Here is a 15,179-nt window from a genome sequence, read left to right on the forward strand (position 1 = left end):
GATTTTCTCGTACGTACGCCTCGCTATACTGGTGTCGCCTTGTTGCGGATCGATAGCCGGAGACTTCCGATGCCATTGCGCGTTTCCTTGTCTTTTCCCGTTTCCTGCGCGCTCCTGCTGGCGACGCTTCCCCTGTGCGCCCGCGCCGCGCCGACGGTGCCGCTGGACGCCTTCGTCGGCCAGGAAATGTACTCGCGCCCGCGCCTGGCGCCGGACGGCAGGCACATCGCCGTGACCGTGCAGGTGCCGGCGGGCGAACGCACGGTGCCGGTACTGATGACCTATACCCTGCCCGACATGAAGGTCAGCGGCGCGATCCGGCTGCCGCTGTTCACGGTGCCGGTCGACTACCAGTGGGTCACCAACGAACGCCTGGTGGTTGCCAAGGGACTGGAGCTGGGCTCGCGCGAGAAGCCGGTGGCGAGCGGCGAACTGCTGGCCACGGACCTGGATGGCAAGCGCCAGGAATACCTGTTCGGCTACCGCATGTACGCCGCGTCCTCGCGCGGCACCCGCTACGGCGACGACGACGCGTTCAGCTATCTCGAGTTCATCCCGCGCGAACGCAACGGCCACGCGCTGGTCACCAGCCGGCTGTGGGATACCCGGCACTCGCTGCTGTACGATACCGACACGCGCAACGCCAAGCGCAAGCTGCTCGCGGACCTGCCGCTCGACGGCCTGGGCTTCCTGGTGCAGAACGACGGCACGCCGCGCTTCGCCTACGGCAGCGGTACCGACAACGAGCCGGTGCTGTTCCGCCGCGACGCCGCCGGCGGCGCCTGGGAGCGCATGCAGACGTCCGGCACGCGCTACCTGCCGCTGGCGTTCTCGCGCGACGACCGCCAGCTCATGGCCATGGTGTCGAAGGATGGCGAGCCCGATAGCGTGGTCCGCGAAGACCTCGCCACGGGCAAGCGCGTCACGCTGTTCGCCGACCCCGTCGCGGCGCCGCAGACCCTGCTGTTCGGCGCCGACTACGACCTGCCGTTCGGCGCCGTGTCCGGCACCGGCGTCCCGCGTGTCGTGTACTTCGATGCCGACGACGCGAACGCGCGCCTGCACAAGCTCCTCGCCCAGCAGTTCCCCGGCAGCCAGGTCGGATTCGATGGCTTCAGCGACGACGGCAGGCTGACGCTGTTCCACGTCTCCAGCGACCGCGATCCCGGCTCCTGGTACCTGTTCGACAAGACCAGCGGCAAGGCCGACCTGCTGTTCTCGTCGATGGAGGCGATCTATCCGGACGACATGGCGGAGCGCCGTCCGATCTCCCTGCGCGCCCGCGACGGCCTGGAACTGCACGGCTTCCTGACGATGCCCGCCCATGCTCCCGGCGTCCGGCCGCCCCTGGTGCTGCTGCCGCACGGCGGGCCGCACGGCGACCACGACACCTGGTTCTTCGACGTCGACGCGCAGTTCCTGGCCAGCCGCGGCTACGCGGTGCTGCAGGTGAACTACCGCGGCTCCTCCGGACGCGGCCCGGCCTTCCGCCAGGCCGGCTACCGCGAATGGGGCGGCAAGATCCAGGACGACCTGGTCGACGCGGTGCGCTGGGCGATCGCCCAGGGCGAGGTCGACGGGGAGCGCGTGTGCGCCTACGGTACCAGCTTCGGTGGCTATGCGGCGCTGATGCTGGCCGCGCGCGCGCCGGGACTGCTGCGCTGCGCGGTCGGCTACGCCGGCATCTACGACCTGAACCTGCTGGCACGTACCGACGAAGCCCGTGCCGACGAGCGCATGGCCAACGCCGTCGCGCGCTACGTGGGCACCGACAAGGCCGAACTGGACCGCTTCTCGCCCGTCGCGCAGGCGGCCCGCATCACGGTGCCGGTCCTGCTGGTCCACGGCGGCAAGGACAAGCGTGCCCCGCTCGCGCACGCCGAGGCGATGCGCGCGGCGCTGGCGCGCGAAGGCCGCCCGCCCGACTGGTTCCTGGCGCCGACCGAGGGCCACGGTTTCTACGACACGGCGAACCGGGCCGAGTTCTACCGCCGGCTGGAAGCCTTCCTCGGCAAGCACATCGGCAAGGCGAAATGAACGAGGCCGCACCGGGAAGCTTCCGGTGCGGCCTCGGCGGACACGCGGGGCTCAGGCCCCGTGGCGGCGGGCGTCAGTGCTTCGGATACTTGATCGTCATTTCCTTGAGCAGGTTGTCGGCATGGTCGACTTCCTTCATCACCCACAGCATGTAGCGGATGTCGACGTGGATCGCGCGCGTGATCACCGGGTCGAAGTACCAGTCCTTGGTGATCGACTCGTAGGTCGAATCGAAGTTCAGGCCCACCAGCTCGCCGCGCTTGTTCATCACCGCCGAACCCGAGTTGCCGCCCGTGGTGTCGGCGCTCGACAGGAAATTCACCGGCACGGTGCCCAGTACCGGATCCTTGAACTGGCCGTAGCGCTTCTCGCGGATCGCCTGCAGCAGCTTGGACGGCGCGTTGAACGGCTCCTTGTCGGTGGCCTTCTCGACGATGCCCTGGACGGTCGTGAACGGCCCCTTGACCAGGCCGTCGCGCGGCGAGTACGGCGCCACGGTGCCGTAGGTGACGCGCAGCGTCGAGTTGGCGTCCGGGTAGACCGGCTTGCCCTGCGACGTCTTCCAGGCGATCACGGCTTCCATGTACTGCGGGATCACGCGTTCCAGGTTGCCGTCGACTTCCTTGCGGTGGTTTTCGAGCGCCATGCCGGTGTCGTGCAGGCGCACGGCCAGCTGGATGAACGGGTCGCCCGACTTGCGGAAGGCGTCCGGATCCTTGCCGATCCAGGCCAGGCGCTTGCCCGTGTCGGCCAGCTCGGTCGCCTTGTACATGGCGCCAATCGCGTCCTGCTTCGGCAGCAGCGCGTCCAGGCCCTGCGGGTGCGCCCGGGCGTCGATCTTCGCGTAGCGGTTCAGCGCGGCCTGCCAGCGGGCCTGGTCGACGCTCGGCACGAACGACTGTTCCAGGCGGCTCAGGCGCGCCTTGATGAAGGACAGGTCGCGCTCCTGGTAGCCGCCTTCGCGCTGGGCGTCCGGCTTCTGGCGCTCCAGCGCCAGGCGGTACAGGGTGCGGGCGCTCTTGAGCAGGTCGCTGTGCGTGGCTTCGAGCCAGGCGGCTTCCTGCTGCGAACCGGCCATGTCGGCGCCGATGGCGGCGTCGAGGTCGGCCAGCAGCGTCTTCGCGCCGCTGCCGTGCTGCTGCTGCCAGGCGCGGAACTCGGCGTCCTGCACGTCCTTGATGGCGGCGATGTCCTTGCGCGCGAAGCCGTCCAGCAGGCCCTGGGTCTTCTTCAGCACGTTGTTCAGGCTTTTCGCCACGCTGGCGTAGCGCACGTCGTAGTTCGGGTTGCCCATCGTGGCGGCCGAGATCACCGACAGGTCGGCCGTGATCGACGCCACCTTGGCCGGGTAGTCGACGTCGCGCGCGAAGCGGATCTCGGACGGCAGCTTGTAGCGGCTGGTGCGGCCCGGGTAGCCGGCCAGCAGGATCGGATCGCCGTTCTTCAGGCCCTCGGCCGAGACGACGAGGAAGTCCTTCGACTTGTACGGCACGTTGTCCGGCGACGGGTCGGCCGGGCGGCCGTCCTTGCCGACGTAGGCGCGCAGGAACGAAAAGTCGCCGGCCTGGCGCGGGAATTCGTAGTTGTCGATGTCGCCGCCGAAGTTGCCGACGGCGTCGGCCGGCGCGTACACCAGGCGCACGTCGCGGATCATCAGCTGCTTGATGCGGTAGTACTCGCCGCCGCGGTGGAAGGCGGGGACCGAGCAGCGGTAGGCCTTGTCGCTTTCGCATTCGGCGACCAGGGCCTTGATGCGGCTCGCGACCTGTTCGTGGCGCTCCTTGCCGGACAGGTTGGGCGCCAGGCCCTTGAGGACGCGGTCGGTCACGTTTTCGACCTTCTCGGTCACGTAGACCAGCGAATTCGGGCCGCCCGGCAGTTCCTCGGCGCGGGTCCTGGCGAGGAAGCCGTTGACGATGTAATTGTGTTCCGGCGTGGCGTTGCGCTGGATCGCGCCATAGGCGCAGTGGTGGTTGGTGACCACCAGGCCGTCGGGCGAGACGAACGAGGCCGAGCAGCCGCCCAGCGAGACGATCGCGCTCATCGGATGCTTGGACAGGTCGGCCAGTTTCTCGGCCGGGATGGTGATGCCGATGCGCTTGAGCTCGGACTTCAGCTGCGGCAGCTGGTGCGGCTGCCACTGGCCCTCGTCGGCGCAGGCGGAGGCGATAACCCCCATTGCCGCCACGGGCAGGACGATGGATTTGAACAAGGTGGTCCCCAGGTTGAATGTGAAGCGAGCGGGGAGTATATCCGCCCTGCTTATAACTGGAAATAACTTTGTCACACAAAACCACGCGACCGGCGGCCAGCGGCGCCCTGCGGATCGCGCTAGAATAGCGGGTTCCGCCCCGCAGTCTCCCCATCCGCCATGCAACGTACGATCGAACGCACTTCCGCCCTCTTGCGCCGCCTGTCGGTGGACACCTTCACCCTGATGCTCCTGTGTACCGTGGCGCTGGCCAGCGTTCTGCCCTGCTCGGGGCCGACCGCGGTGGTGCTGGGCGACGTGACCACCGCGGCGATCGGCCTGCTGTTCTTCCTGCACGGCGCCAAGCTGTCGCGCGCCGCCCTGCTGTCCGGCCTGACGCACTGGCGCCTGCACCTGCTGGTGCTGGCCTCGACCTTCGTGATGTTCCCGCTGCTGGGCCTCGCCCTGAAACCCCTGTCCGGCACCATGCTGACGCCCGAGATGTACATCGGCGTGCTGTTCCTGTGCACCCTGCCCTCCACCGTGCAATCGTCGATCGCCTTCACTTCGATGGCGCGCGGGAACGTGGCGGCGGCCGTGTGCAGCGCCTCGGCCTCGAACTTCGTCGGCATCTTCGTCACGCCGCTGCTGGTGAGCGCCCTGATCGTGCGCGGCGCCGCGGACGGCTCCTCCTGGCACGCCATCGTCACCATCGTCGAACAACTGCTGCTGCCCTTCGTCGCCGGCCAGTTGCTGCGCCCGTGGATCGGCGCGTGGATCGACGGCCACAAGCCGATGCTGCGGATCGTCGACCAGGGTTCGATCCTGCTGGTGGTCTATACCGCGTTCAGCGAATCGGTGAACGAGGGCCTGTGGCACAAGCTGTCGCCCGCCGCCCTGCTGACGCTGGGCGTCGTGTGCGCCGCGATGCTGGCCCTGGCCCTGGCCGTCGCCACCTGGACCAGCCGCCGCCTGGGCTTTTCGCGCGAGGACGAAATCACCATCGTCTTCTGCGGCTCGAAAAAGAGCCTGGCCAGCGGCGTGCCGATGGCAAAAGTCCTGTTCGCCCCGAGCGCGCTGGGCATGGTCATCCTGCCGGTGATGCTGTTCCACCAGATCCAGCTGATGACCTGCGCCATCCTCGCCCAACGCTGGGCCCGTCGCCCCAACTGACCCACCGCAAACCGGGGTCAGAGCCGGGGTCAGAGCCCGATTTTTAGCAATATCTGTGGCGCCATTTCCAAAAACCGGGCTCTGACCCTGGCTCTGACCCCGGTTTGGGGTTTGTCAATTGGTGTGCCAGCCGCCGCCCAGGGACTGGATCAGGGCGATGGCCGTCGTCTGGCGGTCGGACTGGACCTGGATCAGCGAGCGGCGCGCGTTCAGCGCCGTGACCTGGGCCTGCACCACCTCCGAATAGCTCACCTGCCCCGCCCGGTAGCGGTTGGTCACCTGCTGCTCGACCTTGGCGGCGGCCTCGGATGCCTGGCGCCGCAGTTCCTGCTGCTGGGCCAGCACGCGGGTCGCGGCCAGCTGGTCTTCGACGTCGGCGAAGGCGTTCAGTACCGTCTGCCGGTAGTTCGCCACCGATTGCTCGTGGGCCGCGCGCGCGCCGGCCACGCGGGCGCGCGTGGCGCCGGCGTCGAACAGGGTCTGGGCGGCCGACAGGCCGAACGACCAGGCAGCCGCCGAGGCGTTGAACAGGTCGCCGACCCGGCTCGCCGCCGTGCCGTACGATGCGGTCAAGCCGATGTCCGGGAAGTAGGCGGAACGCGCGATGCCGATCTGTTCGTTGGCGGCGGCCACGCGGCGTTCGGCGCCGGCGATGTCCGGGCGCCGCTGCAGCAGCGTCGACGGCACGCCGACCGGCACGTCCGGGACGGTCACGTTCCACGGCGCCGGCGCCAGCGCGAACTCGGCGGGCGCCTTGCCGATCAGGACCGCGATCGCGTGCTCGAGCTGGGCGCGCTGGTTGTCCAGCGCCAGCAGGTCGCTGCGCGCGGTCGCCAGCTGCGTCTCGGCCTGGTAGACGTCCGAGTGCGGGATGATGCCGACGTCGTAGCGGTTCTGGGTGATGCGCAGCTCGCGCTCGTAGCCTTCGATGGTGGTGGCCAGCAGCTGGCGCTGGGCATCCGCCGAGCGCAGCGCCATGTAGTTGGCGGCGAGTTCGCCCTGCGCCGACAGGGTGGCCGCGGCCAGGTCGGCGGCGCTGGCCTGGGCGCTGGCGCCGGCCGCGGTCACGCCCGCGCGCAGGCGCCCCCACACGTCCGGCTCCCAGCTGCCGCCGAGCGACAGCCGGTAGTTGTTGGCGACGTTGCCGCCGCCCCCGCCGATGATGTTGCCGTTGGGGTCGACGGTGGCCGCGCGGCCGCCGTTGCGCGTGCCCGAGCGGGTGCCCGAGGCGCTCAGCGACACGGCCGGGAACAGCGTGGCGCGCTGTTCGGCCACCAGCGCGCGCGCCTGGGCGTAGGCGGCGACGGCCGCCGCCACGTTCTGGTTCGAGACCTCGACCTGGGCGGCCAATTCGTTCAGCACCGGGTCGTCGAACAGCGTCCACCACGGGCCGCGCTCGAGCGCGTCGGCCGGCGCCGCCGGCACCCACCCCTGCATCTCCTTGAAATTCGCCGGCGCCGGCGTGGCCGGCACCTGGTAGGCCGGACCGACCGCGCAGCCGGCCGCCAGCACGGCGGCCAGCAGCATGGCCAGGGTCGAACGGATCGGCGGGGTGTTGCGCTGGACTGCTTTCATGCTTGTCTTGTTCATGGCTGGGTAGTGAGCGAAGGCTGGTCGCCGGCCGGATGGCGCACCAGGTGGTGCTCGTCCGGGTTGCGGGTACGCAGCTTGTCGAGGTAGACGTAGACGACCGGCGTGGTGAGCAGCGTCAGCAACTGGCTGGCGACCAGGCCGCCGATGATGGCGATGCCCAGCGGCTGGCGCAGCTCCGAGCCCTCGCCGAAGCCGATCGCCAGCGGCAGCGCGCCGAGCGCCGCCGCCAGCGTCGTCATCAGGATCGGGCGGAAGCGCAGCAGGCAGGCTTCGCGCACCGCCTCGGTGGCGGACAGGCCGCGCGCGCGCTCGGCCTCGAGCGCGAAGTCGATGATCAGGATCGCGTTCTTCTTGACGATGCCGATCAGGAGGAACACGCCGATCAGCGCGATGATCGAGAACTCCATCTTGAACATCAGCAGGGCCAGCACGGCGCCCACGCCGGCCGAGGGCAGCGTGGACAGCACCGTCACCGGATGCACCAGGCTTTCGTACAGCACGCCCAGCACGATGTAGATGACGACGATGGCGGTCAGGATCAGCAGGGGTTGCTGCTGGTTCGATTCCTGCGCCTGCTTGGCCTGGCCCTGGAAGCTGCCGCGCACGTTGACCGGCATGCCGATGTCGGCCTCGGCCTGGCGCACGGCTTCCTGCGCCTGCGACAGCGAGAAGCCCTGGGCCAGGTTGAACGAGATCGTCGTGGCCAGCTCGCCGTCCTGGTGGTTGACGGAGCTGGGCGTCGAGCGCTCGGCGAAATGCGCGATGGCCGACAGCGGCACCATCGTGGTGGCGCTGGTCGACAGCGCGGCGCCGCTGGACGGGTCGCGCGCCGCCGTCAGGTTCGACGGGCTGGACGGCGTGCCGCCGCCAGCGCCGCTGCCGGACACCGGCGTGGTGGCGGCGCCCGCCGTGGCCGTGGCGCTGGCGCCGATGGCCGCGCCACCGGTGCCGGTCGCCGTGGCCGCCGTGGCCCCCGCTGCCGTCGTGCCGGACGTCGCGGCGGCGGTGCTGCCGGTGGCCGCCCTGGCCGGCACGTAGACGTCCTTCAGCGCCTCCGGCGACTGCGCGTACTTCTGCGCCACGCCCATGATCACGTGGTACTGGTTCAACTCGTCGTAGATGTTGGCGACCTGGCGCTGGCCGAAGGCGTTGTACAGCGCGTTGTCGACGTCGCGCGCGCTGATGCCCAGGCGCGCGGCGCTCTGCGTGTCGATCTGGACGTAGGTCTCGACGCCGTTCTCGGCCTGGTCGGTGTCGACGTCGGTGAGTGCCTTCTGCGTCTTCATCGCATCGGCCAGGCGCGCGGCCCACTGCTTGAGGTCGTTGCGGTTGTCGCTCTTGAGGGTGTACTGGTAGGTCGAATTGCTCTGGCGTCCGCCCATGCGCAAGTCCTGTACCGGGTTCAGGAACAGCTGCACGCCGGTCACCTTGGCCAGTTTCGGGCGCAGGCGCGCGATCACGGCCTGGCCGCTCTCGCCCTTGGCGCGCTCGCTGGCGGGCTTGAGGTTGAGGAACATGAAGCCGCCGCCGGCGCGCCCGCCGCCGGTGAAGCCGACCACCGTGTCGACCGCCGGGTCGCTCTTGATGATGTTCACGAGCTGGCGCAGCTTGCCCTGCATGGCCTGGAACGAGATGCTCTGGTCGGCGCGCATGCCGCCGTTGATCTGGCCGGTGTCCTGCTGCGGGAAGAAGCCCTTGGGCGCGGCCGCGAACAGGAACACGTTCAGGCCGACCACGAAGGCCAGGATCACCATCACCAGCCACTTCATGTCGAGTGCCCAGTCGAGCGCGTGCTCGTAGGCCTTCAGGGTGCGGTCGAAGCCGCGCTCGGACAGGCGCGCCAGCAGGCCCGGCTTGCGCTCGATCTTCTCGCCCGGCTTGAGCAGCAGCGCGCACAGCATCGGCGTGGTGGTCAGCGAGATCACCAGCGAGATCATCACCGCCACCGACAGCGTGACGGCGAATTCGCGGAACAGGCGGCCGACCTGGCCGCCCATGAACAGCAGCGGGATGAACACGGCCACCAGCGACAGGCTGATCGACAGCACCGTGAAGCCCACTTCCTGGGCGCCCAGCAGCGCGGCCTTGACCCGGTCCATCCCCGCCTCCACGTGCCGGCTGGTGTTTTCCAGCACCACGATGGCGTCGTCGACGACGAAGCCGGTGGCCACCGTGAGCGCCATCAGCGACAGGTTGTTGAGCGAGAATCCGATCATGTACATGACGCCGAAGGTGCCCAGCAAGGACACGACCGTGGCCACGGCGGGGACGACGGTGGCGCGCACGCTGCGCAGGAACACGCTGACCACCAGCACCACCAGCAGGATCGAGATCACCAGCGTCAGCTCGATCTCGTGCAGCGAGGAGCGGATCGAGTTGGTCCGGTCCGAGGCCACCCGCATGGTCACGTCCTGCGGCAGCTGCGCCTGCAGCGACGGCAGCAGCGCGCGCACGCCGTCGACGGTCTCGATGACGTTCGCACCCGGCTGGCTGGTCACCAGCACGATCACCGCCGGCTCGCCGTTGAACAGGCCGAGGGTGTTGATGTTCTCGACGCCGTCCTGCACGTCCGCGATGTCCTGCAGGCGGATCGCCGCGCCGTCGCGCCAGGCCACCACCAGGCCGCGGTAGTCGGCGGCCGTACGGCCGTTGGTCGGGGTGTTCGCCTGCGAATAGATCTGCAGGCGCATGCCGTTGCCTTCCAGCGCGCCTTTCGGGCGGTTCGGGTTGCTGGCCTGGATCGCCGCGCGCACGTCCTCGCTGGACAGGCCGTAGCGGTTCATCTGGTACGGCACCAGGTCGACGCGCACCGCCGGCAGCGAGCCGCCGCCGATCTCGACGTCGCCCACGCCCTTGACCTGGGCCAGCTTCTGCTGCACCAGGTTCGACACCTCGTCGTAGACCTGGCCGGGGCTGCGCGTCTTCGAGGTCAGCGCCAGGATGATCACCGGCGCGTCGGACGGATTGGCCTTGCGGTAGGTCGGGTTGCTGCGCAGCGTGGACGGCAGGTCGGCGCGCGACGCGCTGATCGCGGCCTGCACCTCGCGCGCGGCCGAATCGATCTGGCGGTTCAGCTCGAACTGCAGGCTGATGCGGGTGGAGCCGTTGCCGCTGTTCGAGGTGATCTCGTTGACGCCGGCGATGGTCGCCAGGCGCCGTTCCAGCGGCGTGGCCACCGAACTGGCCATCGTGTCGGGACTGGCGCCCGGCAGGTTGGCCGACACCGAGATCGCCGGGAAGTCGACCTGCGGCAGCGGCGACACCGGCAGCACGAAGAAGGCGCCGATGCCCGCCAGCGCCAGCCCGATGGTGAGCAGGATCGTCGCGATCGGGCGGCTGACGAACGGCTTCGAGAGGTTCATGCGCCGACCCCGCCGCCCGCCGGCTTGCCGCCGCCGGCGCCCGGGCCGGCCGGCCTGGCCGGTTCCTGGCCGCCCCAGCGCCGCGCCAGGCGGTCGAACACCAGGTAGATCACCGGGGTCGTGTACAGCGTGAGCATCTGGCTGACGATCAGGCCGCCGAAGATGGCCAGGCCCAGCGGCCGGCGCAGCTCGGCGCCCTCGCCCCAGCCGAACATCAGCGGGATGGCGGCGAACAGCGCCGCCAGCGTGGTCATGATGATCGGGCGGAAGCGCAGCATCGCGGCCTGGTGGATCGACGTGCGCGGGTCCTTGCCCTCGTCGCGCTCGGCCTCGATGGCGAAGTCGATCATCATGATCGCGTTCTTCTTGACGATGCCGATCAGGAGGATGATGCCGATGATGCCGATCACGCCCAGGCCCTGGCCGCTGATCATCAGCGCCAGCAGGGCGCCCACGCCCGCCGAGGGCAGCGTCGACAGGATGGTCAGCGGGTGGATGTAGCTCTCGTACAGCACGCCCAGCACGATGTACACGCAGACCACGGCCGCCAGGATCAGCCACAGCTGGTTCGACAGCGAGGCCTGGTAGGCGCCGGACGCGCCCAGGAAGGTCATGGTGACCGAGGCCGGCAGCTTGATCTCCTCGGCCGCCGCGCGGATCGCGGTGACGGCCGTGCCCAGCTTGACGCCGGAGGCGGTGTCGAAGCCGATCGTCGTGGCCGGGTACTGCGCCACGTGGGTGATCTGCAGCGGCGCGGCCTGCTCGGTGACGGTGGCGATGGCCGACAGCGGCGTCGGCGCGCCGGAACCGGTGCGCAGCTGCAGGTTCTCCAGCGCTTCCAGCGACATCTTCTGGTCCTGGCGCGCTTCCAGGATCACGCGGTACTGGTTGGTCTCGGTGAAGATGGTCGAGACGATGCGCTGGCCGAAGGCGCTGTACAGCGCGTCGTCGATGTTCGACGCCGTCACCGACAGGCGCGAGGCGCTGTCGCGGTCGATGTTGACGTAGGCCGCGGCGCCGGTGGCGCCGGCGTCCGTGACCACGTTGCGCAGCTCCTTGCGCCGGCCCATCGCCTGCGCCAGCTTGCGCGACCATTCGGTCACGGTGGCGGTGTCGGCGCCCTCGATCGACAGGCGGTACTGCGTGGGGCCGCTCTCCGCGTCGATGGTCAGGTCCTGGGTCGGCTGCAGGTACAGCGTGGCGCCGGCGACGTTGCGCGCCACCCGCGCGCGCAGGCGTTCCATCAGTTCCTCCTGGTCGTCGCGGTCCTTCTTCAGGTTGATCAGCATCGTGCCGGTATGCAGCATGGTGTTGTTGGCGGCGTCCACGCCCACGGTGGAGCTGAGCGAGGCGACGTCGGGATCGGCCAGCACCTCGCGCGCGACGGCCTGCTGCAGCTCGGCCATGGCGGCGTAGGAAATCGCCTGGCGCGCTTCCACGCGCGCCTGCAGCTGGCCGGTGTCCTGCGTCGGGAACAGGCTTTTCGGGATGAAGGTCCACAGCAGCGCCGTCAGCACCAGCGTGCCCAGCGCCACCAGCAGGGTCAGGCCCTGGCGCGCCAGCACCCAGGTCAGCGAGCGGTCGTAGTGGTGGATGATGAAGTCGAACTGCTTCTGGAACCAGCGCGCGAACCGGCTCTCGTGCGACTTGTCGTCGCTCTTGAGCCAGCGCGCCGACATCATCGGCACCAGCGTCAGCGAGACCACGGCCGAGATCAGGATCGTGATCGCCAGCGTGACGGCGAATTCGCGGAACAGGCGCCCGACCACGTCGCCCATGAACAGCAGCGGGATCAGCACGGCGATCAGCGACACCGTCAGCGAGATGATGGTGAAGCCGATCTGGGTGGCGCCCTTGAGCGCCGCGTCCATCGGCTTCTCGCCTTCCTCGATGTAGCGCGCGATGTTCTCGATCATGACGATGGCGTCGTCGACCACGAAGCCGGTGGCGATGGTCAGCGCCATCAGCGACAGGTTGTTCAGGCTGTAGCCCAGCAGGTACATCACGCCGAAGGTGCCCACCAGCGAGATCGGCACGGCCAGGCTGGCGATCACGGTGGCGCGCACGCTGTGCAGGAAGGCGAAGATCACCAGCACCACCAGCAGCACGGCCAGCACCAGCTCGATCTGCACGTGCTCGACGGAGGCGCGGATGCCGGTGGTGCGGTCGGACAGCACGTCCAGGTGCATGGCCTGCGGCAGGCTGGCCTGCAGCTCGGGCAGGCGCTCCTTGATGGCGTCGACGGTGGCGATCACGTTGGCGCCCGGCTGGCGCTGCACGTTCAGGATGATCGCCGGCTTCATGTTGGCCCAGGCGCCCAGCTTGACGTTCTCGGCGCTGTCGACCACCTGCGCCACCTCGGAGAGGCGCACCGGCGCGCCGTTGCGGTAGGCGACGATCAGGTTCTTGTAGTCCGGGACCGTCAGCAGCTGGTCGTTGGCGTTGATGGTGTAGGCGCGCGCGGGGCCGTCGAAGCTGCCCTTGGCGCTGTTGGCGTTGGCGTTGGTGATCGCGGTGCGCAGCGTGTCCAGGCCCAGGCCGTACGAGGCCAGCGCGTCGGTGTTGGCCTGGATGCGCACGGCCGGGCGCTGCCCGCCCTGCAGGGTGACCAGGCCCACGCCCGACACCTGGCTGATCTTCAGCGCCAGGCGCGTATTGACGAGGTTCTGCACCTCGGTCAGCGGCATGCTGTCGGAGGTGATGGCGAGCGTCAGCACCGGCGCGTCGGCCGGGTTGACCTTGGCGTACACCGGCGGCGCCGGCAGGTCGGTCGGCAGCAGCGAGCCGCCGGCGTTGATGGCGGCCTGCACTTCCTGTTCGGCCACGTCGAGCGTCTCGCCCAGCGTGAACTGCAGCGTGATGACCGAGACGCCGGCGGCGCTGGTGGAACTCATGCGCTGCAGGCCGGCCATCTGGCCGAACTGGCGCTCCAGCGGCGCGGTGACGGTGCGCGCCATCACTTCGGGACTGGCGCCCGGATACAGCGTCTGCACCTGGATGGTCGGGAAGTCGACCTGGGGCAGCGCCGACAGCGGCAGGAAGCGGTAGCCCACCAGGCCGGCCAGCACGATCGCCAGCATCAGCAGCGACGTGGCGACCGGACGGCGGATGAACGGGGCGGAGGGACTCATGCGGTCACCTCGCCATGCGCTCGCCGGGCACGCGCTTCCATCCGTCGCCCCCGCGCAGGCGGGGGTCCAATTTCCGCGCGCATCACGGCTGCGCATGCGAAATCGGGTCCCCGCCCGCGCGGGGACGACGTGGTTCCGGTACCTCTCATTGCGCGGCCCCTTCCTGCTGCTGGCGGCGGCGGTGCTGCTGCTGGCCCTGCTGGCCCTGCGCCCCCTGCGCGGCGGCGCCCTGCTGGCCCTGGCCGCGCGGACGGTCGCCCGGCAGCGTCACCTTGGCGCCGTCCTTGAGGCGGTCGGCGCCCTCGGTGATCACGGTCTCGCCGCCCTGCAGGCCCTCGACGACCTGCACGCGGTCCACGCCGGCCTGGCCGCGCTTGACGGTGCGCAGCTTGACGGTGCGGTCCTGCGGATTGAGCACGTAGACGAAGTCGCCGTTGGCGCCGTGGCGCAGCGCCGTCACCGGCACCGTGATCGCGTCCTTGATGACGTTCACCGTCAGGCGGATGTTGACGAACTGGCTCGGGAACAGCGTCGAGGCGTCGTTGGTGAAGCGGGCCTTGGCGCGCACGGTGCCGGTCTGGGTGTCGACCTGGTTGTCCAGCGCCATGAAGCGGCCGGTCGCCAGTTCTGTCGTGCGGGTGCGGTCCAGCGCCGTGGCCGGCAGCGTCGCGTTCGCGTTGATGCGCTGCTGCAGCGTCGGCAGGTGGTCCTGGGGGACGGCGAATTCGACGTCGATCGGCGACTGCTGGGTGATCACGGCGATGCCGTTGGCGTCGCCGCTGCCCACCAGGTTGCCGATGTCGACCGTGCGCAGGCCCACGCGGCCGCTGATCGGCGCGCGCACCTGGGTGTAGCCGAGGTTGATCTGCGCCACGCCCTCGGCCGCGCGGTCGGTCTTGACGGTGCCTTCGAGCTGCTTGACCAGCGCCGCCTGGGTGTCGACGTCCTGGCGCGCGATCGAGTCCTGCTCCAGCAGCGTCTTGTAGCGCGACAGCAGCAGCTTCGCGCTTTCCAGCTGGGCCTCGTCGCGCTGGCGCTGGCCGGTGGCCTGCAGCAGCGACATCTGGGCCGGGCGCTGGTCGATCTGCGCCAGCACCTGGCCTTCCTTGACGAGCTGGCCCTCGGTGAACAGGATCTTCTGCAGCACGCCCGAGATCTGCGGACGCACGGTGGCCACGGCCGCCGGCTTCACCGTGCCGAGCGCGTCGAGCAGGATCGGGATGTCGGTGCGCTCGGCCTTGCCCACGCCGACCGTGGTGGCCGGGAAGCCGCCGCGCCCGCCGCCCGGGCCGCCAGGACCGCCCGGCCCCGCCCCGGGTCCGCCGGCGCCCCGCCCTCCCGGACCGGCGCCGGGCGCCTGGTGCGTCAGCTTCCAGGCCAGCACGCCGAGGCCGACCATCGCCAGGATGGCGACGATGGTGCCGATCACGCGCTTGCGGCGCGTATGCGCGGGTTTGACGGGGGTCTTTTCCTTGTCCGGGGAAACGGTCGAATCCATTGAGTAGTCCTTGGCGGGCCGAATGTTCAAAAGCACAACAATTATTTCTGGAGAATGTAGCACGGGGCGCCCGGTATTTATGTTTCGTAACGTACCGATAGACCAGTCTTCCCGCCACGAAAACGGCGGGCGCCACGCCCTGCGAACAGCCTTCTTAACATCGATTTACACGGAAGCCGGCGACAAGCCGGCAG

Annotated in this window: 7 protein-coding genes; 2 read left to right on the forward strand and 5 right to left on the reverse strand. The window is 69.4% G+C overall.

The window, feature by feature from the left end; all coding sequences use genetic code 11:
- The first annotated feature begins 69 nt into the window (after window positions 1–69).
- Window positions 70–2,037 carry a S9 family peptidase gene (locus tag QZ749_RS19650; RefSeq protein ID WP_296950111.1) on the forward strand — a complete coding sequence of 656 codons (1,968 nt, stop codon included), beginning with the start codon at window positions 70–72 and terminating at the stop codon, window positions 2,035–2,037.
- Between the two features lie 73 nt (window positions 2,038–2,110).
- Here the strand turns inward: QZ749_RS19650 and QZ749_RS19655 are convergent, their stop codons facing one another.
- Entirely contained in the window at window positions 2,111–4,249 is a 2,139-nt protein-coding gene (locus QZ749_RS19655) for a S46 family peptidase (protein ID WP_373896840.1), read from the reverse strand.
- A gap of 159 nt (window positions 4,250–4,408) precedes the next feature.
- On the opposite strand from QZ749_RS19655, the gene QZ749_RS19660 reads away from it, so the two are divergent.
- The gene (locus QZ749_RS19660; protein WP_296950113.1) at window positions 4,409–5,401 is read left to right on the forward strand and encodes a bile acid:sodium symporter family protein; all 993 of its coding nucleotides are present in this window, start codon (window positions 4,409–4,411) and stop codon (window positions 5,399–5,401) included.
- A 114-nt stretch (window positions 5,402–5,515) separates the two neighbouring features.
- Here QZ749_RS19660 and QZ749_RS19665 read toward each other — a convergent pair whose 3' ends face one another.
- From QZ749_RS19665 to QZ749_RS19680, 4 genes are all read right to left on the reverse strand, one after another.
- On the reverse strand, window positions 5,516–6,976 hold the full coding sequence (locus QZ749_RS19665) for an efflux transporter outer membrane subunit (RefSeq protein ID WP_296950115.1): 1,461 nt from the start codon (window positions 6,974–6,976) through the stop codon (window positions 5,516–5,518).
- Window positions 6,977–6,987: 11 nt separating this feature from the next.
- A complete protein-coding gene (locus QZ749_RS19670; protein ID WP_296950117.1) occupies window positions 6,988–10,356 on the reverse strand; it encodes an efflux RND transporter permease subunit in 3,369 nt (1,122 codons plus the stop codon).
- Complete coding sequence (locus QZ749_RS19675) at window positions 10,353–13,487, reverse strand: efflux RND transporter permease subunit (protein WP_296950119.1); 3,135 nt, start codon at window positions 13,485–13,487, stop codon at window positions 10,353–10,355. Before QZ749_RS19675 ends, QZ749_RS19670 begins: the two co-directional genes overlap by 4 nt.
- Before the next feature lie 145 nt (window positions 13,488–13,632).
- Window positions 13,633–14,985 carry an efflux RND transporter periplasmic adaptor subunit gene (locus QZ749_RS19680; protein ID WP_296950121.1) on the reverse strand — a complete coding sequence of 451 codons (1,353 nt, stop codon included), beginning with the start codon at window positions 14,983–14,985 and terminating at the stop codon, window positions 13,633–13,635.
- Between the last annotated feature and the right edge of the window lie 194 nt (window positions 14,986–15,179).

This window comes from uncultured Massilia sp. (genome assembly GCF_913773735.1).
Lineage (GTDB): Bacteria > Pseudomonadota > Gammaproteobacteria > Burkholderiales > Burkholderiaceae_D > Telluria.